Annotated in this window: 17 protein-coding genes and 1 tRNA gene; 13 read left to right on the top strand and 5 right to left on the bottom strand. The window is 48.8% G+C overall.

Features of this window, described 5'->3' with window-relative positions; genetic code table 11:
* Positions 1-26: 26 nt before the first annotated feature.
* Positions 27-1,295 carry a hydroxymethylglutaryl-CoA reductase, degradative gene (locus Nant_RS08535; RefSeq protein WP_054341213.1) on the top strand — a complete coding sequence of 423 codons (1,269 nt, stop codon included), beginning with the start codon at positions 27-29 and terminating at the stop codon, positions 1,293-1,295.
* Positions 1,296-1,316: 21 nt separating this feature from the next.
* Here the strand turns inward: Nant_RS08535 and Nant_RS08530 are convergent, their stop codons facing one another.
* On the bottom strand, positions 1,317-1,568 hold the full coding sequence (locus Nant_RS08530) for a hypothetical protein (protein WP_054341212.1): 252 nt from the start codon (positions 1,566-1,568) through the stop codon (positions 1,317-1,319).
* Positions 1,569-2,645: 1,077 nt separating this feature from the next.
* On the opposite strand from Nant_RS08530, the gene Nant_RS08525 reads away from it, so the two are divergent.
* From Nant_RS08525 to Nant_RS08500, 5 genes are all read left to right on the top strand, one after another.
* On the top strand, positions 2,646-3,761 hold the full coding sequence (locus tag Nant_RS08525; protein ID WP_054341211.1) for a calcium-binding protein: 1,116 nt from the start codon (positions 2,646-2,648) through the stop codon (positions 3,759-3,761).
* Positions 3,762-4,644: 883 nt separating this feature from the next.
* A complete protein-coding gene (locus Nant_RS08515) occupies positions 4,645-5,865 on the top strand; it encodes a calcium-binding protein (RefSeq protein WP_054341209.1) in 1,221 nt (406 codons plus the stop codon).
* A 103-nt stretch (positions 5,866-5,968) separates the two neighbouring features.
* Positions 5,969-7,705, top strand: coding sequence for a type I secretion system permease/ATPase (locus Nant_RS08510; protein WP_179078942.1), 1,737 nt, complete (start codon positions 5,969-5,971; stop codon positions 7,703-7,705).
* On the top strand, positions 7,705-9,051 hold the full coding sequence (locus tag Nant_RS08505; RefSeq protein WP_054341208.1) for an HlyD family type I secretion periplasmic adaptor subunit: 1,347 nt from the start codon (positions 7,705-7,707) through the stop codon (positions 9,049-9,051). Before Nant_RS08510 ends, Nant_RS08505 begins: the two co-directional genes overlap by 1 nt.
* A 2-nt stretch (positions 9,052-9,053) precedes the next feature.
* Positions 9,054-10,373, top strand: a complete 1,320-nt coding sequence (locus tag Nant_RS08500; RefSeq protein ID WP_054341207.1) for a TolC family outer membrane protein — start codon at positions 9,054-9,056, stop codon at positions 10,371-10,373.
* Between the two features lie 874 nt (positions 10,374-11,247).
* On the opposite strand, the gene Nant_RS08490 is transcribed toward Nant_RS08500, so the two are convergent.
* The 3 genes from Nant_RS08490 to Nant_RS08480 all read right to left on the bottom strand — a co-directional run bounded on the left by Nant_RS08490 (position 11,248) and on the right by Nant_RS08480 (position 14,117).
* Positions 11,248-11,712, bottom strand: a complete 465-nt coding sequence (locus Nant_RS08490) for a universal stress protein (RefSeq protein WP_054341205.1) — start codon at positions 11,710-11,712, stop codon at positions 11,248-11,250.
* Positions 11,684-13,303 (bottom strand): BCCT family transporter, encoded by a 1,620-nt coding sequence (locus Nant_RS08485; protein WP_054341204.1) that lies wholly within the window; start codon positions 13,301-13,303, stop codon positions 11,684-11,686. The genes Nant_RS08490 and Nant_RS08485 overlap by 29 nt, the downstream gene beginning before the upstream one ends.
* Positions 13,304-13,388: 85 nt before the next feature.
* Positions 13,389-14,117: a class II aldolase/adducin family protein gene (locus Nant_RS08480; RefSeq protein WP_054341203.1), complete on the bottom strand. Its 729-nt coding sequence runs from the start codon at positions 14,115-14,117 to the stop codon at positions 13,389-13,391.
* 1,021 nt (positions 14,118-15,138) lie between these two features.
* Between Nant_RS08480 and Nant_RS08475 the strand changes: the two genes are divergently transcribed.
* Positions 15,139-15,666: an Lcl C-terminal domain-containing protein gene (locus tag Nant_RS08475; protein WP_054341202.1), complete on the top strand. Its 528-nt coding sequence runs from the start codon at positions 15,139-15,141 to the stop codon at positions 15,664-15,666.
* A gap of 443 nt (positions 15,667-16,109) precedes the next feature.
* Here Nant_RS08475 and Nant_RS08470 read toward each other — a convergent pair.
* A tRNA-Leu gene (locus Nant_RS08470) sits at positions 16,110-16,194 on the bottom strand.
* A gap of 181 nt (positions 16,195-16,375) precedes the next feature.
* On the opposite strand from Nant_RS08470, the gene queA reads away from it, so the two are divergent.
* From queA to rnr, 6 genes are all read left to right on the top strand, one after another.
* The gene (queA, locus tag Nant_RS08465) at positions 16,376-17,422 is read left to right on the top strand and encodes a tRNA preQ1(34) S-adenosylmethionine ribosyltransferase-isomerase QueA (protein WP_054341201.1); all 1,047 of its coding nucleotides are present in this window, start codon (positions 16,376-16,378) and stop codon (positions 17,420-17,422) included.
* Positions 17,423-17,436: 14 nt separating this feature from the next.
* The gene (gene tgt, locus Nant_RS08460) at positions 17,437-18,567 is read left to right on the top strand and encodes a tRNA guanosine(34) transglycosylase Tgt (RefSeq protein WP_054341246.1); all 1,131 of its coding nucleotides are present in this window, start codon (positions 17,437-17,439) and stop codon (positions 18,565-18,567) included.
* A 79-nt stretch (positions 18,568-18,646) separates the two neighbouring features.
* Positions 18,647-18,976, top strand: coding sequence for a preprotein translocase subunit YajC (gene yajC / locus Nant_RS08455; protein ID WP_054341200.1), 330 nt, complete (start codon positions 18,647-18,649; stop codon positions 18,974-18,976).
* Between the two features lie 66 nt (positions 18,977-19,042).
* The gene (secD, locus tag Nant_RS08450; RefSeq protein WP_054341199.1) at positions 19,043-20,896 is read left to right on the top strand and encodes a protein translocase subunit SecD; all 1,854 of its coding nucleotides are present in this window, start codon (positions 19,043-19,045) and stop codon (positions 20,894-20,896) included.
* A gap of 11 nt (positions 20,897-20,907) precedes the next feature.
* Positions 20,908-21,834, top strand: a complete 927-nt coding sequence (gene secF, locus Nant_RS08445; protein WP_054341198.1) for a protein translocase subunit SecF — start codon at positions 20,908-20,910, stop codon at positions 21,832-21,834.
* A gap of 91 nt (positions 21,835-21,925) precedes the next feature.
* Positions 21,926-24,469 (top strand): ribonuclease R, encoded by a 2,544-nt coding sequence (rnr, locus tag Nant_RS08440; protein WP_054341197.1) that lies wholly within the window; start codon positions 21,926-21,928, stop codon positions 24,467-24,469.
* Positions 24,470-24,476 lie beyond the last annotated feature (7 nt).

The following is a 24,476-nucleotide window of genomic DNA, read 5'->3' as shown; positions in this document are numbered from 1 at the left end:
CTACTCTTAATTCAGGAGATTAAATAATGACTACAAAAACATCACGTATATCAGGTTTCCATAAGCTGCTACCAGAGCAGCGGTTAGCAAAAGTTGCGGAAGCCGTTGGTCTTGAACCCAGTGCGATCTCACATCTTAGTAATACCGGCAATCTGGATATATCTGTCGCTGATTCCATGATTGAAAATGTTATAGGTACAATGAATATCCCTCTTGGTGTGGCAACGAATATGCTGGTGGACGGAGAAGATGTTTTGGTGCCTATGGCGACAGAAGAGTCATCCGTCGTGGCTGCGGTTTGTAATGCAGCAAAGCAATGTAGAAGTACCGGCGGTTTTTTTACGGCGATGTCCGGATCGCAGATGATTGCTCAGGTCCAGCTGGTGGGGGTTTCAAATCCGGAATTTGCAAGGTTACAAATTTTAGAACATAAGGAAAAGATCAAGGCGTTGTGTGACGAAACCGATCCAGTACTACTGAAGCATGGTGGTGGTTATCGTGATATTGAGGTGCGGATTCTACAAGGTCGAACAGGCCCTATGGTTATTACACACCTTATTGTCGATACGCGTGATGCGATGGGGGCGAATGCTGTGAACTCTATGGCAGAAGCGGTCGCCCCTTTTATTGCCCAATGGACGGGAGGGCGGACTTACCTGCGGATATTGTCTAATTTGGCAGATCACCGTTTAGCGCGTGCCAGAGCTACCTGGTCGTTAGAAGAAATCGGTGGTGTCGACGTGCGCGACGGTATGTTGGCGGCTTATGATTTTGCTGATATTGATCCTTACCGAGCGGCGACTCACAATAAGGGAGTGATGAATGGTATTAGCTCAGTTGTACTTGCTACGGGTAATGACACACGTGCCGTCGAAGCGGGAGCACATGCCTATGCCGCTCGTTCTGGACAGTACCGTGCCCTTACTCAGTGGGAAGTAGACGGACAAGGTAACCTGACCGGTACTATAGAGCTACCATTAGCTGTCGGTCTTATAGGTGGCGCGACGCGTTCGCATCCTACCGCTCAAATAGCTTTGAAAATCTTAGGTGTAACCACCGCAGAGCGACTTGCCCGCACCATTGCTGCTGTTGGTCTTGCTCAAAATTTCGCAGCACTTAAAGCGCTGGCTACTACCGGTATTCAAAAAGGTCACATGGCACTACATGCTAAAAATATCGCTGTCATGGCTGGAGCAGTAGGGGATGAGGTTGGTCAAGTAGCTAAGGAATTGGTTGCTGCTGGCAAAGTTAGAGTGGATGTTGCAGAGAGTATTTTAAAGGGTTTGCGTGATTAATTTCGAGGCGTGCGTGCCTCATTACCTCGTTTTGGTTATTTTGCGTAGGGCAGTATCAATATGATTATTGTTGGCATAAGCATAAATATTCACATCTCCGTCAATGTTGATGCCGTCTCCTACCTTTATTTGTGACTGTTCCAGCATGTCCCATCGGTAGCGTTTGGCGGTTAATCCAAGAGAGGTATAATTGTCCAAGCTGAGACCCGTGCGGGTAATAGTGCGTTTAATCGCACTCTCCAAAATAGCATAGTCTTCTGGTGTGATTTTCATTATGTTGTTTCTCGGTTATTGCGGGTTACCTCGAGCACGATGGAGATTATGTGCTCATGCGTCTGTTATTGACACAGGCGCGAAGTGAAGGGTTCACACTTTCTTGATTAAATGTACTAAGAGGCAGTGAAAAAGAGAGCGCTAAAAGACCGTAGTTCAACCGGAAAAGGGCGGTAGCGCTTACGATTATATCGAGTGTCTACTCAGCCGATTGTCGAAGTCGGGAAAATGACTGAATATCATGTTAGGGAATAAGAAGATAAAAGCAGCCGCAAAGGCTGCTTTTTTTTAATATAAGAGCTGGTTTAGTAGTAGGTCTGCTGAGAGCTGACACACCTGGCATTAATAGATATATGCTCTGCTATGATTATTCAAAATACGATGCAGAAAGAGTCTGCAATGGCGTAGTTATAACGAGTTTTAGTCGCCAGGCGCACTAGAATAACGTCAGGTTATTTTACCGTTTTCTTAAAAAATCGCTTAAAGCATGAAAGTGTTAATTAGTAGCGACGGTTTTAGCCGTTGTGAAAAAAGCGTAGTGAGCGAATAAACCATACTAATGTCAGGTTTTTTTACATTTTACTTAATTAAAAATCACTAAAGACACAAAAGTCTTAATGAATCGAGATTATTTAGTCGTTATTGCCAGGAATAGTGTCCAGACAGGCTATAAGTGTCAGATTTTTTTACATTTCCAAGTGTCCGAACGCATTGGTGGGTTCATTCGATTGAAATAACTCAATTTTATTATCTTGGCATGACTTATGCTTTTATAGATATATCACTTGTCAACTATATGATTCCCCTATGATTTATAAGGAAAAGGGGGCTGAAGTAAAAAGTTAAAAGGTGATTAAAATTTGAGTAATTTTTAATTGATTTAATCAGGTTGGCATTTGGTTTCTGTTTAATTCGCGTTAGGACTACAGACTTGATTTCAAATGGTTGCGAAGCAGCTTTTGGCATAGAAGGTTCACTTGTTCAGCGAATTGGATTTTGTAAATAATGTAATAAGAACAGTGTATGCGGCATGGGAGTTAATATATCTCATGGCTGTCTCCGCTAAAGGAAATCAAAATGGCTATAGTTGTAGATACAGTTAATTTCACAGTAGACGGTGACGGTGCGGCTGATACGATCACCGTTGCTTCAGATAATTGGGCGATCGATGCGGGAGCCGGTGCCAACACGATCTCGGCCGGTGATGGCGATAATGTCATTACTGCTGAAATTGGCGCTGACACTATCACCGTTGGTGATGGCAGCAACAATATCGCAGCGGGAGACGGTGCCAACACGATCACGGCTGGTGGTGTGGCGGCGAGCTTCAACACTATCACGACCGGAATTGGCGCTGATACTATCACCGTTGGTAACGGTACCAACAATATCGAAGCGGGAGACGGCGCCAACACGATCACGGCTGGAACGGGTAGCAACACTATTACCAGCGGCAGTGGTATCGACATGATTACTGCGATGAGTGGCAGTGAAAGCACCAACACTATCGAGGCGGGTGACGGGGACAACCAGATCATCACCGGTAGTGGCCAAGACAATATCACTACAGGTTCTGGTAATGACACCATCACCGCGGGCGCGGGCGACGATGTGATCACGGTTACCGGTGGTTTAGATACGGTGACAGCAGGTTCTGGAAATGACACGCTCGTCATAGATCTGTCCGAGATGTCAACGAACATGAACAGCGGCGCGATGGCAGGCGACGGAACCTATGAAGGTAAGTTTGGTGATGGTTCTGCGAATATCACTACCTATTCGAGTGTCGAAGCATTTGATATCACTACGGGTAGTGGCCACGACATAATCACCACCGGTGATGGTGACGACACGTTGGATGGAGGTGCAGGAAATGACACGTTGGACGGTGGTGCAGGGAGTAATCTGTTAACCGGCGGTTTGGGAGCTGACACATTCCAGTTCGGTCCTGATGCAGGTACTAACACCATCACTGATTTTGCTGTAGGTGAAGATTCTCTGGACTTCAGTGCCATGTTACTCGGTTTCACTACTGGTGATGTTCAAAGCGACTTTATTCAATTTACAACAGACGGTGTAGATACGGTTGTTTGGGTTAACGCTGATGGCGAAGGAGACGACTTTGAAGAGGTGGCAATCCTTGGGGGCCAATCGGTTGATCTGACTGATAGCGCTAGTCTGTTTCTGGGCTAGTTTTTGCTTAAAGCTTAAAGTTAAAACCAGGCAGCGGGTCTTTCGGGGCTCGTTGCCTTTTTACGTCTGGGATAATAAATCTGCAGACTCTACCGAATTAAAGAATATGCTGCTGAGAATTCTCACATTTTCATGGCTACCGGTGCCTTCAGTTTTATCATCAATATTGGCAAAAATATTTTTCAGCTACATGGCGTTGATAAGTATCGTGGTTTAGTAGCCAGTCACACCAGAATAGAGTCAGGTTATTTTACAGTTTTCTTAAAAAAAATCGCTTAAAGCATGAAAGTGTTAATTAATAGCGACGGTTTTAGTCGTTGTAAAAAGGCGTAGTGACCGGATAAAACATAATAATGTCAGGTTTTTTTACATTTTACTCAGTTAAAACTCACTAAAGACACAAAAGTCTTAATAAATCGAGATTATTTGGTCGTTATTACCAGGAATAGCGACCAAATGGCTTAAAAGTGTCAGGTTTTTTTACATTTGTTAAGTGCTCTAACGCATGGAGTGGAGGTATTCGATTAAAATGACTCAATTTTATTATCTTGGCATGACTTGTGCTTATATAGATATATTACCTCCTAACTATATGTTCCCTTTCGATTTGTAAGGAAAAGGGGGGCTGAACTGAAAAGTTAAAGGTGATTAACATTTGAGTAATTTTAGAGAAAATTTTAATTGATTTAATCAGGTTGGCGTTTAGTTCCTGTTTAATTCGCGTTAGAGCTACAGACTTGATTTCAAATGGTTGCGAAGGAGCTTTCGGCATAGAAAGCTCAATTGTTCAGCGAATTGGATTTTGTAAATAATGTAATAAGAATCGCGCATGCGGCATGGGGGATAGTGTATCTCCTGGCTGTCTCCGCTAAAGGAAATCAAAATGGCTATAGTAATAGATACAGTTGGACTAACAATAGACGGTGACGGTGCTGCTGATACGATCGCGGTTGCTGTAGATAATTGGACGATTGCTGCGGGAGAAGGGGCTAATACGATCGCGGCCGGCGCTGGCGACAACATCATTTCCGCCGGACTCGGCGCTGATACGATCGTTGTTGGCGATGGTAGCAACAATATTACGGCGGGAGACGGGGCCAACACTATCACGGCTGGCGGTGTGGCGGCGAGCGTCAACAATATCACGGCTGGTCTTGGCGCTGATACGATCGCCGTTGGTAACGGTACTAACACTATCGAAGCGGGAGACGGGGCCAACACCATCACGGCTGGCGGTGGTAACAACGATATTACTGCTGGCGACGGCATCGATACAATCACCGTGGGCAACGGGGATAACACTATCGTAGGGGGCGAAGGCGCCAACACGATAACGGCTGGAACGGGTAGCAACGAGATTACCAGCGGCAGTGGTATCGATACGATAACCGCAATGAGTGGCAGTGAAAGCACCAACTACATCTCCGCGGGTGACGGGGCTAATACAGTAACTACCGGTAGTGGCCAGGACAACATTACGACCGGTACAGGTATCGACACCATCACTTCGGGTGCGGGCGACGATGTCATCACGGTTTCCGGTGGTTCAGATACGGTAACAGCGGGTCTCGGATATGACGAGCTCATTATAGATCTGTCCGCGATGTCAACGAGCATGAACAGCGGCACGCTGGCGGGCGACGGAACCTATGCAGGCAAGTTTGGTGATGGCTCTGCGAATATCATTACCTATTCGAGCGTCGAACAATTTGATATCACTACGGGCAGTGGCCACGACATAATCACTACCGGTGATGGTGACGACACACTGGACGGTGGTGCAGGAAATGACACGTTGGACGGTGGTGCAGGGAGCAACCTGTTAACCGGCGGTTTAGGGGCTGACACATTCCAATTCGGTCCTGATGCAGGTACTAACGCCATCACTGATTTTGCTGTAGGTGAGGATTATCTGGACTTCAGTGCCATGTTGCTCGGTTTCACTACTGGACAGGAAAACGACTTTATTAAATTTGATAGCGACGGCACGGATACGTTTGTTTCGGTTAACGCTGATGGTTTAGGAAATGACTTTGAAGTGGTCGCAACCCTTGAGGGCGTGTCGCTTGATCTGATTGGTACCCAGAGTCTGATTATGGCTTAGTTTTTGTAAAAACTTAAAGCCAGGCAGCGGGCCTTTCGAGGTTCGTTGCTTTTTTCCGTCCGGTATAATCTTGTTGTAGAGTAATTGTTAATGATCGAACTGAATGAATAAAAGTAAAATTTCAGGAACTTCCGAATTAAAGAATACGCTGCTGGGAATGCGGCGCATTTTCATTGCTACCGGTGTCTTCAGTTTTTTCATCAATATGCTGATGCTGGTGCCTGCACTCTACATGATGCAGGTGTACGACCGTGTGCTGGCAAGCCGCAATGCTTCAACGCTGCTGATGCTCACGTTGCTGATGTTATTTTTGTATATTGTGATGGCCGGGCTTGAATGGATACGTTCTGAATTACTGGTGCGTGCCAGCTCGCAGCTTGATGACTCGCTCAAAAACAGGGTGTTTGTTGCGAGTTTTGAATCCATCCTGAAGAAGGCGGGCGGTAATCCGGGGCAGTCGCTTAACGATCTGAACAATGTCCGGCAGTTTCTGACCGGCAACGGTCTGTTTGCCTTTTTTGACGCGCCTTGGGCGCCCATTTTTCTACTGGTAATTGCCTTGCTGCATCCGCTACTGGCGTTGCTGGCACTGGTGGGGGCGCTGTTACTGGTTTCCTTGACCTTTCTTACCGAAAAACTCACACAAAAGCCGTTGGAAGAAGCCAATAAGGCTGCCATGCAGGCGGCCAACTCGGCCAACAACAGTCTTAAAAATGCCGAAGTTATTGAGGCGATGGGTATGCTGCCCGGTTTGCGGCAGCGTTGGTATGCCAGACATAAAGAAAGCATCGAGTATCAGCAGTTAGCCAGCAATCGTGCCGGACGTATCAGCGCCTTGACTAAATTTGTGCGCATTGCGCTGCAGTCACTGATTTTGGGCGTGGGCGCGTGGTTGGCCATCGATGACATTATTTCGCCCGGAGCTATGATTGCCGCCTCCATTCTGATGGGCCGTGCCCTGGCACCCGTGGAACTGGCGATTGGCTCTTGGAAAGGGTTCGTCTCTTCCCGTTCGGCTTACGCGCGACTGGAACAGTTGCTGGAAAAATTCCCTGTCAGGGATGATCCTATGGTATTGCCTGCGCCTAAGGGCGTGATTGTGGTGGAGAACGTGACCGCTCTGGTGCCCGGTACGCAGGCGGTGGTGCTCAAGGGCATCAATGTGGCGATTGGGCAGGGCGACGTGGTAGCGGTGATCGGATCCAGTGCCTCAGGTAAGTCCAGCCTCGCCCGATTACTCGTGGGCGTATGGCCGGCGGCGATGGGCAAGGTTCGCCTCGATGGCGCTGATATATACAGTTGGAACAAGCTGGAACTGGGTCAATACATCGGCTATTTGCCGCAGGATATCGAATTGTTCGAGGGTACTATCGCAGAGAATATCGCTCGCTTTGGCGAGGTTGACTCGGTTCAGGTAGTCAACGCGGCACAGCGGGCAGGTGTGCATGACATGATTCTGCATTTTCCTCAGGGGTACGACACGCCGATCGGTGAAGCGGGCGGTTTCCTCTCCGGCGGGCAGCGGCAACGCATCGGTCTGGCCCGCGCTATGTATTGCGATCCGGTGCTGATTGTACTCGATGAGCCGAACTCCAATCTTGATGAGCAGGGCGAGGTTGCCCTGGTTGGCGCAGTGAAAGCGATGAAGACGGCGGGCAGTACGGTGGTCGTCATTACCCATCGGACCAATATCGTCAGCGTGGTGGACAAGATACTGGTGCTGCAGGAGGGGGGTGTTAAATTGTTTGGTCCAAAAGCCGAGGTGCTGGCAGCTCTGAGAACGCCAACACCTCAGACACCGGCCGCCGTCAAGCAGATCATAAATAAGGCACCTGAATAATGGGCATGCTCACTATGAAAGAAAAATTTATCCGACTGATGGGTGGTGGTACGGGTGAGGATGCGCCGTCCGATGTCGATCAGACGATCCGCCGCGGCATGGTCTGGCTATTGATTGGTTTAGGTGGTTTTGTGTTGTGGGCTGCATTAGCGCCCCTTGATGAAGGTGTGCCAGTTCAGGGCATGGTCACCGTGGAGACCCAGCGTAAGACTCTGCAGCATCAGACAGGTGGCATTATCGACAAGGTACTGGTCAAGGAAGGACAGTTCGTCAAGGCGGATGAAGTGGTGATGGTCTTAAACGATGCGGCCAGTCGAGCGGTGTTTGAAATGGCCCGGCAGCGCTATCTTGGGTTGCGTGCGATGGAAGCCAGGCTGCTGGCTGAGAGGGCAGGAGAATTTGAAATGGTGTTGCACGCTGATCTGGCGGATAACGACGATCCTCTGGTGCGCCAGCATGTAGACACACAGTCACAATTGCTGGCCAGTCGGTTGGGTGCGCTAAGGAGCGAGTTGGGTGCGGTTTCGGAGTCGATACAGGGGCAACAGGCAAGTATTGCCGGTGCCAAGGGCGCGGTAGAAGGTAAGCTTAGACAGTTGGCGTTTGTGGAGCAGGAGTTAACCGGAATCAAGGGTTTGGTAGCGGCAGGCTATGCACCCAAAAATAAGCAGTGGGAGCTGGAGCGTATGACATTGCAGCTTGCTAATGACGTCGGGGATTTGCGTGCGAATATTGCCACGTCGCAACGCACGATCGCTGAATTGCATATGCGTCAGGAGCAACGGCAGCAGGAAGAATACAAAGAGGTAGATACGCAACTCGCTGAAGTAAAAAGAGAAGTTGAAGCCGGCGGCAAGCAATTCGAGTCCGCCGGCGATGAACTGGATCGTACAACAATCCGCTCGCCGGTGGCCGGTTTTGTGGTGGGCATTGCCAACCAGGCCTTGGGTGGCGTCATTGCTCCTGGCGGTCGTTTGATGGATATCGTGCCCAGAGATGAATTGTTGGTGCTGGAAGCGCATCTGCCACCACATCTGATCGACCGGGTGCGCCTTGGGTTAACGGCTGATGTGAGATTTTCGGGTTTTATGGATGCTCCCAGTCTGACCATTGAGGGTAGTGTCAGCTCTGTAGCTGCCGACATCATCGTCGACCCTATGACCAATCAGCCTTATTATCTGGCGCGTTTTGAAGTGACCCCCGATGGTATGGAAAAGCTTGGCGAACATCAGATGCAGGCAGGTATGCCCGCCGATATCGTGATTAAGACAGGCGAACGTTCGATGTTACGTTATCTGCTCGATCCGCTGCTTAAGCGGATGAACTTTGCGATGAAGGAAACATAATAATGCGGTGGCTGTTGTGTTGCACTTGTCTGTTAGCTTTGCCTGTCTTTGCCGCTGATGATTTGCTGAGCATCTATCAGGACACTCTGCGGCAAAGTCCGAACCTGTTGGAGGCCCGTGCGGGTTCGGACGTTAGGCGGCAGGAAGAGAAGATGGCTCGTTCGCATCTGCTGCCCAACCTGTCGCTGTCAGGTGCGCTGAGTACCAATCAGGCGAACCGATCTACGCCCGGAACTAGTGTTGAGGAATTTGCTTATGACAGCCAAAGCTACACTCTCAGCCTTAAACAACCCCTTTATAGACCAGATGCCTGGGCCGGACTGAATCAGGCGCAGGCGCAGGTTACGGTAGCCGAAGCGGATGTGGGACGTGCGACTCAGGAATTATCTATCAAGGTAGCAAGTGCCTACTTTGATGCACTGTTCTCGGAAGATCAGATGCGCCTTGTACAGTCACAACTGATCGCAATGCAGGCGCAACTAAAAGCCGCTAAGCTTGGCCTTACGGCGGGTTCCGGCACGCTTACTGATATAGATGATGCGCAGGCAAAACTCGATATGGCCGAGGTCAAAAAACTGGAAATCAAGGACCGTATCGAGGATACCCGTCTGGTACTCGAAACGCTGGCCGGGCGTACGGTCGGCGAATTGCTGCCGCTCGATTTGGCGCACATGAATCTGGTCGTTCCTGCGCCTGATCATGTCGAGGGATGGGTGTCGCTGGGGGAGCAGAATAATCAGGAGTTGATCGGATTGCGCTGGCAGGTCAGTGCGATTGATCAGGACGTGAAAAAATCTTTGGCGGGTCATCTGCCAACCGTCGATTTGGTGGCTTCACTCGGTACCAGTAGCAACGATAACCTGTCGCAACTGACGCAAAATGGCAGCACGGTGTATCGGACCCAGTCCATTGGTGTGCAGCTGAGCATGCCGTTGTATTCGGGTGGTTACGTGAGTGCAGATGTGGAAAGGAATCGCGCCAGACGGGAGCAGATAAGGCAAAAAATGGAAGATGCGCGCCGCACTATTGTCACACAAATCAGACGGGCGCATCGCGATGCCACCAGCGGGATTGCTAAAATATACGCGCTTGACCGTGCGGAAAAATCGGCGGCTCGCAGGATAGTCTCGTCACAAAAGGGTGTAGAGGCCGGTACACGTACCACTCTTGATGTATTGCAGGCTCAACAGCAGATGTTCACCGTGCGTCGGGATTTGGCAGAGGCTAGCTATGCGTTTGTACTGGCGCGTTTGCGTTTGCAAAGCTTGATCGGCAATGTGGATATTGACGTTATTTCCAAGGTTAATCTGTGGTTTGGTTAGAGAAAATACGCTGAATAAGCCATTTTTCAGACAAATCCTAAGTTGACCGTTTGCTTCCATGGTGGCAAGAAACGCATTGATCTCTTTTAGCCATTCAGTTTCACCTTTAGGTACAGCGTAAGCGTAATATTTTTTGGTAAAAGGTTTGTAAATTGCGGCTTGTATTCGACCATTTTTAAGGCCGCGAATTTCGCGATACCGAGTTTATTTTGGTCCGATTCCATGAGTTGCGCTCCGGTAATTTTGAATTGGGCTGTCTACAGCAACAAGCATATGGCTGGGTCCGACCTCATTTCGTATTTTGACACCCCTCCATTACACAGAAACTTTTTCGCTTACCGTCCAATTTTCGTCTCCTTCATTTTCAAACAAGTATTGTTGAAGTCGTCAAACTTTTCGCATGTGGTTCGCACAAATGTCTTATGGGATGGGTAGAAGGTGCATTTTGACGGGTAAGAGCACGTGCTGTTGAACTTATCCCAATGCTGGCATTCTTCAACGCATTCGAGGTTTTTATACATGTAAGTGGTTTTCTTAAACAGGCACTTATTATTAAAATCATCCCAATACTGGCAGTCGTTGAGGGCCAAGGGTGTCTCTGTTGGCGATTGGCCGCATGTGACGGTAAGGTCACCTTGACGGTATGTTTCTCCCGGGGCAAGTTGTACCTCTTTTGCTCCGATATTACTTGCCAGAAATATCACCCATGCAAATAAAACCATCGACGCGTATTTCTTCATAATTGAAGTCCTTATTATCTTGATTTGCCTTTCATCTAACTGATCCCGTTGGGTCAGGTTTCGCTGAACCTACTCAAGCAGGAAAAAACAGAGCGCTAGCGAATGGCGTCACTTCCATCGCCTTGTTCGGCTGGTTAGTCGCCTTCTTCGTCCGTCGTTTGAGGGCCAGCCTTCTCCAGTGACGGCAACACAAGTACGGGACAGGGGGCATTCACCGAAACATACTCCACAGTCGCCCGGCGTAAGGGCCAGTGACCGCTACTGCCACGGGATACCAGGATCAACAGATCGACACAGAGCTGACCCGCTAAGCCCACCAGTGTTTCACCGGGGCTACCCGCCACCACATGCAGGCTCGCGTTATGATTTAAAGGTAAATATTTGTGCACAAGCAGATCAAGCGACTCCCTAACCTCGGCCTCCTTCTGCTCCGGTGCGACGGCGGTAACGAGCGGGAAAAACTCGCCACCGCCCGGACTGTAAACGCTGGCAAGGTGAAGTTCACCGTCTTCAGGCAGCAGACCTATGGCGGTCGCCAGAGCACACTTGCCCTCACCGTCGTCTTCGGGATCAATAGCGATCAGCAGTTTCTGATACATAGTCGTTCTCCTGTTTGGTTTCAGAGGGGGCTACCACTTCAGGGAAAGCTCTTCCCTGGACCAGCTCATTCATACTGTAGCCCCTATCATCTGCGCGGAGCGCTCTGAAAAGCGCCACTGCCATAAAAATCAGAAGAAAGCAGAAGGGCAGGCCAAGGGAGGTAATCACATTTTGCAGGGCGTCGAGCCCGCCAGCCAGCAACAGGGCGGCGGCGATCACACCCTGAGCTACCGCCCAGAAGATGCGTTGGCGCACCAGAGAAGGCTGTTCATCCCGCCGGGTCATCATATCTATTACCAATGAGGCGGAATCGGATGAGGTAGTAAAGAAAATTACGATGATAATCACGCTCAGAGCTGAGGACAGGCCCGAAAGCGGGAGGGCTTCCAGGAATGCAAAAATGGCGACGGAAGGATCCTGCTGCACCTGCTCAGCGAGTGCTATCTGGCCGCTCATCTCCATCTGAATAGCCGATAATCCAAAGACTCCGAACCACACCAGGGTAAAGGCCGTCGGCGCCAGCAGGACGCCGGCGATGAACTCGCGAATGGTACGCCCCCGGGAAATCCTGGCAATGAAGATCCCAACATAGGGTGCCCAGGAAATGGTCCATGCCCAGTAAAACAGTGTCCACTGGCGTTGCCAGTCGGTGTCCTTGAAGGTTTCGGTCCAGAACGCCAACCGAGGCAACGCATTGAGATAAGTACCTAAGCTCTGGACCGTTCCCTCGGCAATGAATACGCTGGGACCCACGGTGAGAACGAACGCGAGCAATGCCATCGCCAGAACGATGTTGAGCTGGGACAGTCGGCGCACTCCCTTGTCTAGCCCTAGCGCCACCGAGGTGGCTGCGATGCTGGTAATGACTGCAATCAGTATGACCTGAACCAGTCCGGTGGAAGGCACACCAAACAGATAGTTTAGGCCACTGTTGAGCTGCAGGGTCCCGAGGCCCAGCGAAGTTGCCACACCAAACAGGGTACCCAGCACGGCAATCACATCTACTGCCCAGCCCCAGGGGCCGAACGCCCGTTCCCCGAGGATTGGATAGAACAGACTACTGATACGCATGGGCAGGTTGTGCCGATAGGAAAAGTAAGCCATAGCCAACCCCGGTACGGCAAAGATGGTCCAGGTGTGCAGGCCGAAGTGGTAAAGTGCTATGGTCATAGCATCGCTGGCCGCCTGTTCCGACCCCGGCTTCACACCATCAAAAGGCGGATTAGCGAAGTGGGAAATCGGTTCAGCCACGCCCCAGAACATCAATATTGTGCCGATGCCGGCAGCGAACAGCATGGTGAACCAGGTGAGATTGGAGTAATCGGGGCGGCTGTCGTCAGCTCCCAGGCGGATGTTGCCATAGCGGCTGAATGCCAGGCTGATCAGGAAGAACAATAGGGCGCTAACAGAGAGAATGTAGAACCAGCCGAGGTTATGAGCCACCCAGCCGGTGAGCAGCCCGAAACTGTCGGCAACGACTTTGTCAAACGGGACCGCGAGGGCAACGAAAAGCGCGGCTATACCCGCCGAGGTGAAAAATACCCCCGGTATAATCTGCAGTCCCAATCGGCGTTGTAGGCGTTCCAGCATATGTGCCTCCGTTTCTTCAGAAGACCATACGATATCACACACGCTCACTCGTTATTGGGACAGAGATCAATTGGCGCTCTTCGATTTACTCCCGATACGAGCTGCCCTTTTTATCGAGCATTCCTTTCAACTGCTCAAAGTGCGCGAATGACTGACCACGAAACTCATCCATACTTTCTGCCGTGTCCCGGGCTAATTCATGGGGTAGGACATTGAGTGGCTGCCCCGTTGAATAAGCCAGCACCAGCGTTTTACAGGCTTTTTCTAAGTAATACAGTTCTTCAAAAGCTTCGGCGACCGTCTCACCGATAACGCTGATTCCATGGTTGCCCATCATCAATGCTTTTTTACCGGCAAAGGTATTCATGATACGGCGGCCCTCATCATCAGTTATAGCATTGCCGCCGAAGTTTGTATCATAGGCGATGCGCTCGTAGAAGCGTGCGGTATTGTTATCGATCGGCAATATGCGTGGATCTTTCAGTGTTGACAACGCGGTAGCATAAGTAGAATGCACGTGCAGAATAACGCGGGCTTCTGGCAATGCCTTATGCACATTGCCATGAATACTCCAGGCAGAAACATCAGGGGCTTCGTCGGTCTGCATAATGCTGGCGTCTTCACTATCAAGCAACTGCAGGCTACTGGCAGTGACATTCGCAAAGTGCATCCAACGACGGTTCATAAGGAATTGTTTACCATCCCCGGACACCGCCGCACTGAGGTGATTAGCGACCGACTCATGCATATCCATTTCATAGATAAGCCGGAAAGCCGCCGCCAGATCAATCCGCAATTCTTGTTCTGTTTGCATGTTGTTTATCCTCAATAGGTTTCGATCGCTGGCATCTCAGCGGATGGTTGACGTTTTGCAATGACGTCAATCTGAGGGAGCTTAGCACGCAAGACATGGTAAATGTTGGCTGGCGAAAGTGCGCTTTCTCCGCTTTCATATGTTGAATCGGAATGGGGGTAGGTCTGTTTTGTATCAGATCTCTCAGTCGCGCTTGAGAAAACAGGAGAGCTCGTGGAAATTGAGATCCTGGTTACTTATGCTGTTGATGAAAGAAAACGGGCTAAAATGAGAGAGTAGGGAGTGAAAATGATAAAGATTGATCTTTCTCCCTTACTCGGGGTTTTGATTCAAAGGAGCAGCTGGAAAGATATATTATATCTGAAGCAAGGCGAGAATGGTTCTTCAATGGGGATGACATCGTAAGCGAAGTAGAGGCTATTCTTGATGGTGTACGTGTTGAGCTAGTCCTTGAACGAGGGACTGCTACTGGTTATAAATATGTAACGGGATATTCAAAGAAAAAGCAGGCAGAGTTTACCTTTGCTGCGCTGTGTTTTCCTGTCGAGTTGGTTTTGCCGATGGAAGGGAGGTATCCCGTGTTCTTAGGGAAATGCTAATAAGCACAAAATTGTGACGTGCATGGCCGCTTTATGCTGCCCGTAACTAAGCTAAAGAAACTTAATCGCAGGCTCCTTAGCCAAGGAGGATGGTTGTTTTTTGATTCAGTAGATATTTCTTAGAGGCCACGCTAGATAATTTGTGGTTGCCAGATAAAGGAAACAGATTAAGAAGTAGCGGATCTCGCCAGTCGTCATCGCGGTCGCTGACCGGTCTTGGTAGTGGGCGCTTAGCCTGCAGGGCTTTTTTTGACGTGCTTAGTGTCAGAATTTTTTACATCACGACATAAATAAAATTCAAAATTATAACTAAGTACTTGAAATTAATTTATTTTATAAATCTGGCTTATACTTTGCATTAGGTATTTCAGGAATAAAAATCGGTCACTCATCGATGCCTATCCGATCTAAAGGAAGTATTTATGACGAAATTATTAGGGATATTATTACTGTGTTCAGTGTTCTCATCGGCAAACGCGTCTCTAACATTAATGAATGCGGGTGATGAAGTACTGGATACTAACACCAATATAATCTGGATGCAGGACTTCACAACAGCGAATGGAAGGGCTGGGAGCTGGACGTCAGCAAGCAATTGGGCTGGCTCCCTGACCTATGCTGGAAATAGCACTTGGCAGCTAAGCTCTAAATCCGAATGGGAGGCATTGACCAGCGCCTATGGCGATCTGGGACCTCTCTTGGAGTTTACTAACGTGGGTGCGGGATATTACTGGACGCGCGGTACTCGCGGATATAGTACTTGGAAAATGCGGGCCGACGGTGTCAGCTCTTTGGGCGATGTACGCGGATTTGGTAACTTCGTAGCGGTACGAAGTCTGACCGCATCCGATGCCGCCACTGTGAGCGCCACGGTGCCTGTGTCCGCTACTATTTGGCTGTTTGGCTTCGGATTGGGGTTAGTCGGTTTTGTTCGCAAAGGGCGCGCTTAAGCGACGCTTTAACTAGCCAATATGGACTCAAAAGCCCCGTCTGATGCGGGGATTTTTTATATCCGGCGAACGACCAGTTTTGGCACAGTCTGGGTCGAAAACCGCCCTTCATACAACCGGAAAAAGACCGGAGTACCGTCAAGAAACCTGCTACTCAATGTAACTAAGTGATTGGCATAGCTGCTCATGTAACAAGGGCGCAGGATGATAACGTGGGATATTGAAGGATTTCGTTGGACTCCCTTGCGCACATAATCCGCACATGGAGAAAACCAGAAATAGACCGGAGGTGCTAATAAGCGCTTGGTGGAAAGTAATAAAAGGTAGTAAAAAAGAAGGGTGTAACGGCGAGAAGGTACAGAGTAGTAAATCGCAGACACAAAAAAATCGAGGCTAATAAAAGGCTCGATTTCTTAAAACATCTTATAAATCAACAAGACAAATGGTACCAGTGGCCGGACTCGAACCGGCACACCTTGCGGCAACGGATTTTGAATCCGTCGTGTCTACCAATTCCACCACACTGGCATTGGTCTTGCTTTTCGCCTTTACTGCTCAATTTATCTAAAAATCTAACCAAGTGAGCGTAAATTCTGGGCGTATTATATGCCGCTTTCGCTGTACGTCAATCCTTATGTTTTTAAAGATGCTAAAAAAAATAGTTTTACTGTACAATTCGGCGCCTCTTTAACGTATTTTTTGAAGTGATATGCAGGTAAAAGATTTTTATTTTGAGTTGCCAGAGGAGCTGATTGCCAGTTATCCGCTGGAACAGCGTTCGGCCAGCCGTTTGCTCTGTTTAGAGGGTAATTCCGGCGAGTTGGCGCATCGCCATTTTTCTGATGTGCTGGATCTGTTACACCCTGGCGATTTAGTGGTGTTTAATAATACCCGGGTAATCCCTGCGCGCTTGTTCGGTGAAAAAGCCACAGGTGGCAAGATCGAGGTGCTGGTGGAGCGGATTTTGGATCAGCATCGTGTCTTGGCGCATGTTCGGTCCAGCCGTTCGCCTAAGCCTGGCGCGCTGTTGTTTTTGGAAGGCGATACGGAAGCGACCATGGTTGCCCGGCATGATAACCTGTTTGAGCTGGAGTTTGCCGGCGACACGTCGGTGCTGGATCTGCTGGAAACACATGGCCATATGCCATTGCCGCCTTATATGAAACGCGAAGATCAGCTTGAGGATCGCGAGCGCTACCAGACGGTGTATAACTCCCAGCCCGGTGCTGTGGCCGCGCCTACGGCGGGTTTGCATTTTGATGAAGCGCTATTGGCTAAGCTGGATGAAAAAGGGATTGAAAAAGCCTTCGTGACCTTACATGTAGGCGCGGGTACTTTTCAGCCGGTTAAAGTAGAGCGTATTGAAGATCATATTATGCATGCCGAGTACATTGAGGTTGATGAGTCGGTCTGTGCAGCGGTAAAGGCGACCCGTGCCAGAGGCGGTCGGGTGGTGGCGGTGGGTACTACTAGTGTACGTTCGCTTGAAAGTGCCAGCCAAAGCGGTGAAATTCAGCCTTTCTTTGGTGATAGTTCTATCTTTATTTTTCCGGGATATGAATTTAAAAGTGTCGATGTGTTGATTACTAATTTTCATTTATCCGAGTCGACGTTGTTAATGCTGGTGAGTGCTTTTGCCGGCTATGCGCATACGATGAAGGCTTATAAGGTAGCGATTAAAGAAAGATATCGATTTTTTAGTTACGGTGATGCGATGTGTATCAGCCGTAAAACAGACATGACGGAGGCTTTGTGAGCCGTAACTGCTTTATGAAATTCGAAAAGATTGCGACCGAGGGCAAAGCTCGTCGTGGTCGTTTGACCTTTCCGCGGGGTGTTGTTGAAACCCCGGCCTTTATGCCGGTTGGTACCTACGGCACGGTGAAAGGGATGTTGCCGCGAGATGTTGAAGCTATTGGTGCCCACATGATTTTGGGTAATACCTTTCACCTGATGCTGCGTCCCGGCACTGAAATTATTCAGTTGCACGGTGATTTGCATGACTTTATGCAGTGGCAAGGTCCTATTTTGACTGACTCCGGTGGTTTTCAGGTGTTTAGTTTAGGCAAGATGCGCAAAATTACCGAGCTGGGGGTGACGTTCCAGTCGCCGGTTAATGGCTCAAAAGTGTTTATTGATCCAGAGCGGTCGATGCAGGTGCAGCGTGAATTGGGTTCTGACGTCGTCATGATTTTTGATGAATGCACTCCTTATCCGGCAACTGAGCTGGAAGCGGCAGAGTCGATGCGTTTGTCGCTGCGCTGGGCGAAACGTTCTAAAGATGCGCATGGTGATAGCCCGTCTGCGCTATTCGGCATTATTCAGGGAGGGATGTATGAAAACCTTCGTGATGAGTCGTTGGCAGGATTGACGGATATCGACTTTGATGGTTATGCGATTGGCGGTTTGTCGGTGGGCGAGCCTAAAGATGAGATGGTTAAGGTGCTGGATCATCTGGCCTATAAAATGCCGGAAGATAAGCCGCGTTATCTGATGGGTGTCGGTAAACCCGAAGACCTGGTGGAAGGGGTGCGTCGTGGTATCGATATGTTCGACTGTGTTATGCCTACGCGCAATGCCCGTAACGCGCATCTGTTTGTTTCAACAGGGGTTGTAAAACTGAGAAACGCCTCCAATAAAACAGATATACGCCCGTTGGATGAAACTTGTGATTGTTATACCTGTCAGAATTTCAGCCGCGCTTATCTGCATCATTTAGATAAGTGTAAGGAAATACTGGGATCGCAACTTAATACCATTCATAATCTGCGTTATTATCAGACATTGATGGCTGGTTTGCGTGGGGCCATTGAACAAGGTAAATTGAGCGACTTTGTGGCAGAGTTTTACAGCAGCCGGGGTATGGAAGTACCTTCGTTAGCCGAACAGTTGGCCGAATAGTTGGCCGAATAGTTGGCCGAATAGTTGGTCGAATAGTTGGTCGAAAATTAATTTTAATATCATAACGTTAGGAGTAACAATGAGCTTCTTTATTTCCTCAGCTGAAGCAGCAGATGCTGTAGGCGGAATGGACCCGGGTTTTTTCAACATTATTTTTCTGTTGGGCTTTGGTTTAATCTTCTATTTTTTCATGTGGCGTCCACAAGCTAAGCGTGCCAAAGATCATAAAGCACTGATCAATGATCTGTCTAAAGGTGATGAAGTGCTCACCGCTGGTGGTATCTTAGGTAAAGTCGTTAAGCTGAACGATAGCTATGTTGTTTTGGAAGTCTGTGAAGGTACAGAAATGACTTTCCAGAAAGTTCATGTTGCAGCTGCTTTGCCTAAAGGCACCCTGAAAAGTATCTAATACTTATGTTTGTCTGAAACGCCACTCTTCTAGTGGCGTTTTCGTTTGTATAAAGGAACGGGCACCATGCTCAACCGCTACCCTCTGTGGAAAAATCTACTTATCATCTTTATATTGCTGATTGGTGCTTTATACGCATCGCCCAATCTGTATCCTGAAGATTATGCTGTGCAGCTGTCAGGGAATCGTGACATTCATCAGGTAGATCAACCTCTGATGGATAAAGTGACCTCTGCACTAACACGCGAAGGCTTGTCTTTTAAGGCGGCTGAGCTGGTGGATAAAAGTGGCCTGATTCGTTTTGCCGATGGCGAAACGCAATTACGGGCTAAAAAGGTTATCAGTACTGTACTGGGCGAAAATTATATTGTTGCGTTGAATCTTGCGCCGACAACGCCTGAATGGCTCGAGAATATCGGCGCAGGCCCTATGAAACTAGGGTTGGATCTGCGTGGCGGTGTGCACTTCTTATTGGAAGTTGACATGGCAACGGCGGTAGCTCAGCGTCTTGATGTCTATGTTTCTGAAATTAAAGTTAAGCTGCGTGAAGATAAGTTACGCTATCGTTCGGTGGATCACCGTGAAGACGGAAGTCTGGCTGTTAAATTTGCCGATGCGGCAACACGTGATAGCGCCGCTGTGCTACTGCGTAAAGACTATAATGAATTTGTTTTTCAGACAGATGATGTTGAAAACGCTAATTTTCTAACGATTACGCTGACCGAAAGGACAACCCGCGCGATTGAAGATTATGCCATCAAACAGAATCTGACGACCCTGCGTAATCGTGTCAACGAGTTGGGTGTGGCTGAGCCTTTGGTGCAGCGTCAGGGGCGTAATCGTATTGTTGTGCAGCTACCTGGTGTGCAGGATACGGCGGCCGCTAAACGTATTATCGGTAAAACGGCTAATCTGGAATTTCGCTTAGAAGCGAAACCCGATGATAGTCGCGGATTGACCGAAACCTACGAATTCCGCAATGAGCCTGGCCGTAAAGGCGTGTTGGAAAAAGATATCATCATCACGGGCTCCAGCGTTTCTAATGCGCAGTCCACGTTTGACGAAAATGGTCAGCCACAGGTGTCCATTACGCTGGATAATAAAGGCGGCCAGTTGATGGGGCGCACCACCCGTAATGCGATTAAGCGCCGTATGGCCGTGCTGTTTGTTGAGTACAAGGCGCGTACTCTGGTTGAAACGGTTGATGGTGTGCAGGTCGAGCGACGTATTCCTTATATTGAGAAAAAAATCATCTCGCTGGCGACTATTCAGTCAGTGCTGGGTAATCAGTTCCGTATTACCGGTTTAGATGGTGCGGGGGAATCCTCCGAGCTGGCTCTTTTACTGCGAGCGGGTGCGCTAGCTGCGCCTGTCTATTTTGTGGAAGAGCGCACAGTCGGGCCTAGTCTCGGTGCAGAAAATATTCAACAGGGGGTTACCTCGGTTCAAATCGGTTTTGCGCTGGTGCTGATCTTTATGCTGGTGGTTTATCGAACCTTTGGATTGCTGGCCAATATCGCGCTGTGTGTCAATTTAGTGCTACTGGTGGCGGTCATGTCATTACTGTCGGCCACGTTAACCTTGCCCGGCATTGCGGGTATCGTTCTGACGGTGGGTATGGCGGTAGATGCCAACGTGTTGATCTTTGCGCGTATTAAGGAAGAGTTGAAAAACGGTCTTCCGCCGCAGTCTGCTATTAGTGCAGGCTTTGATCGAGCCTTTACTACCATTCTTGATGCCAATATTACGACGCTTATCGCCGCTGTTATTTTGTTTGCGATGGGTACGGGGCCGGTGAAAGGGTTTGCGATCACATTATCGGTCGGTATTCTGACGTCAATGTTTACCGCGATTCTGGTCACGCGGGCGTTGGTTAATTTAACCTATGGCGGCCGTAAGCTTAAATCGCTGTCCATCTGAGGTACATGAAGATGTCTAATCAAGTAAAAACTTACAACTTCATGGGCTTGCGAAAGTTGGCTACGATATTTTCAATAATTTTATTGTTAGTGTCGATCGGTTCGCTCGCGGTTCGTGGCCTGAATTTTGGGCTTGATTTCACCGGCGGCAGTCTGGTTGAAGTTGGCTATGAGAAAGAGGCTGATCTTAATAATATTCGTCTGCAGCTGCAAAGTGCAGGTTTTGAAGGTGCCACCGTTCAAACCTTTGGTTCTTCAAATGACATTATGATTCGTCTTGGATCTGCTCATGATCCGAAGTTGGGTGATAAAGTGCTGGCGGCGTTGCAGCAAGGTGAAACGCAGAATATTGAACTGCGTCGTAACGAATTTGTGGGGGCTCAGGTAGGTGACGAACTGCGTGAGCAGGGCGGTCTTGGCCTGTTACTGGCTCTCTTTATGATTATGCTGTACGTAGCATTTCGCTTTCAGTTGAAATTCTCGGTTGGTGCTGTTGTTGCACTAATACACGATGTTTTGATTGTTGTGGGCTTCTTCTCATTGTTTCAGTTCGAGTTTGATCTGACGGTGTTGGCCGCAATACTGGCGGTGATTGGTTATTCGTTGAACGATACTATCGTGGTGGCGGACAGGATTCGTGAAAACTTTAGAAAGTTACGTCATGAATTGCCTATGGAAATAATGAATATATCGCTAAGCCAAACATTAAGCCGAACCTTGATGACCTCCCTCACGACGTTATTAGTCCTCGTGGCGCTGGCTGTTTTTGGTGGCGAAATGATCCATGGTTTTGCGATAGCGCTCTTGGTAGGTGTGACTGTGGGTACTTATTCATCTATCTATGTGGCAGCCAATGCTCTGATTATGATGGGCATCTGTAAAGAAGATTTAATACCCCCGCCTAAAGAAGATCAGGAAGCGATCGACAACCTTCCTTAATGCGACCAAAAATAGGCCGGCATCTTGCCGGCTTATTTGTTTATACGCCATACTGTAAAAATATAGATGTTCTCTTGGAGGGGAAATACTCATGAGTAAAGATTGGACCCAGAACGACCCAGAAGCTCAGCGCGAAGCTGATAAATATCAGAACCCGGTGCCGAGCCGCGAATATATTCTTGATTTTCTGCATAGTTGGGGGGCTCCAATCAGTCATGGGCAGCTGTGTACAGAGTTAAAGGTTGCTGATGAAGATTCGGTAGAGGCGTTATCGCGTCGACTTAAAGCGATGTGTCGCGATGGTCAGTTGATGAGTAACCGCAAGAATGAGTTTGGCCTGATCAAGAAAATGGATCTGATTTCAGGACGAGTGATCGGCCATCGTGATGGCTTCGGTTTCGTAAAACCTGATGAAGAGGGTAATGATTTGTTTATCAGCCCACGTCAGATGCGTCAGGTTTTTGATGGCGATCGAGTGATCGTACAAGAGATCGGATTAGACCGCAAAGGACGTCGTGAAGGTAAAATTGTTGAGGTGCTGGAGCACTGTACTCACAAGCTGGTGGGTCGTTTTAAGGGTGCTGCAGGGTTCGGTCATCTGCGTCCGGAGAATCAGCGTATTACCCAGCAGGTGATGGTCATTGCTGATCCGGAAAATACCTTAGTGTACGAAGATGATCAGTTGGTTGTCGTCGAACTCACTCAGCAACCCGGTAAACGTAATATGCCGCAGGGGCGGGTCATCGAAGTACTTGGCGATCACATGGCGGCAGGTATGGAGATTAAGGTCGCCATTTATAATTACGATATTCCTGATGAATGGCCGGCTGCTGTTCATGAGCAGATTGGCGATTTAACGCCTGAAGTAGAAGAGTCAGCGAAGCTTAATCGTATTGATTTACGGCACCTGCCTTTTGTTACCATCGATGGTGAAGATGCCAGAGATTTCGATGATGCTGTGTATGCGGAAGAGCAAGCCGGTGGTGGCTGGCGTTTGTGGGTCGCGATTGCCGATGTGTCCTGGTACGTAAGGGCTGGAACACCGCTTGACCAAGAAGCGCATAAGCGCGGTAACTCGGTTTACTTTCCTGAGTTTGTGGTGCCTATGTTGCCAGAACTGTTGTCGAATGGCTTGTGCTCGCTGAACCCCAATACTGACCGCTTGGCGATGGTCTGTGAAATGACAGTCAGTGCTGCCGGAGAGCTATCCGGTTATCAGTTTTTCGAGGCGATCATTAACTCACAGGCACGTCTGACATACACCAAAGTGGGTGCGATGTTGATGAAGCCTGTTTCGGATGACGGCGTTGCCCTGCGAAGTGAGTACTCACATGTGGTTGCTCATTTGGAACATTTATATTCCCTCTATTTTGCGCTAAGAAGCTCACGGGAAAAGAGGGGGGCAATCGATTTTGATACAACAGAAAGCCGTATCATTTTTGGTGAAAATAGAAAAATTGATCAAATTGTACCCGTGGTACGTAACGATGCACATAAGCTAATTGAAGAATGTATGTTGTGTGCCAATGTGGCGACCGCTCGCTTTCTTAGCAGTGCTGATATTCCGACGCTCTATCGTGTTCATGATGGTCCGAAGGTCGGGCGTTTAGAAAGCCTGAGGGCTTATTTGGGTGAGCTTGGGCTTAATCTTGGAGGTGGTGATGAGCCAGAGCCATCAGATTATCAACAGTTGGCTGAATGGATCGAGGATCGTCCTGATCGCCATGTGATACAAACGATGATGCTTCGCTCAATGTCTCAGGCCGTCTACAGCCCGGAAAATCACGGGCATTTTGGGCTGGCCTATCCGGCGTATACACATTTCACATCACCTATTCGACGTTACCCGGATCTTTTGGTGCATCGCGCTATCCGTTCCTTGATTCATTCGGATTCGCAGGCGTCTACGATTCGTCGCCCAGAAGGCTTTACACTTAATCCTGATTTTAGTTACCGCTATACCATCGAGCAAGTGTTGCAGCTAGGTGAGCATTGTTCCATGACTGAGAGACGCGCAGATGATGCCACGCGTGATGTTGTGGCCTGGCTGAAATGCGAATTTATGCAGGATCAGGTTGGGCATGACTACGATGGTGTCGTAGCGGCAGTCACTGGTTTTGGGCTGTTTATTGAATTGGAATCGGTCTTTATTGAAGGGCTGCTTCATATTACCGGTTTGCCGAGTGACTACTACCACTTTGATGCTGCTAAACAGCGCCTTGTAGGAGAGCGTACCCGTAAGGTTTTCAAGCTTGGTGATCGTTTAAGTGTGCGGGTAGCCCGAGTAGATCTTGATGATCGTAAAATTGATTTCGAGCTGGTTGAGGTGCTGAGTAGCGGTCGTGAAGTTAAAGCGAAAGTCAGCCAACGTCAGTTGCTGGCAGAGGGAAAGATTGGTGCGGGTGTCGAAAAAGGTGCTGCTGAGCGTACCGATGCTAAGCCCAGGGCACGTAAAGGCCGTGGTCAGTCGAAAGCGCAAGCCGGGCATCAGGGTTCGGTGCATAAGAAAGCGCCGCTATCTGCTGCTGAAAGAGAGGTAGCCGCTGTTTCAAAGGGTGCTGATGGTAAAAGCAAAAAAGCTAAGAAGCGTCGCAGAAAGAGTAAAAATCCTGCCGCAGCGAATAAGCCAAAGTAAGAGAGTG

The sequence above is a fragment of the Neptunomonas antarctica genome, assembly GCF_001305295.1.
In the GTDB taxonomy this organism is placed as follows: Bacteria; Pseudomonadota; Gammaproteobacteria; order Pseudomonadales; family Balneatricaceae; genus Neptunomonas; species Neptunomonas antarctica.
Note: the sequence above shows the minus strand (reverse complement) of the source record. Positions and strands in the feature narration are given on the sequence as shown.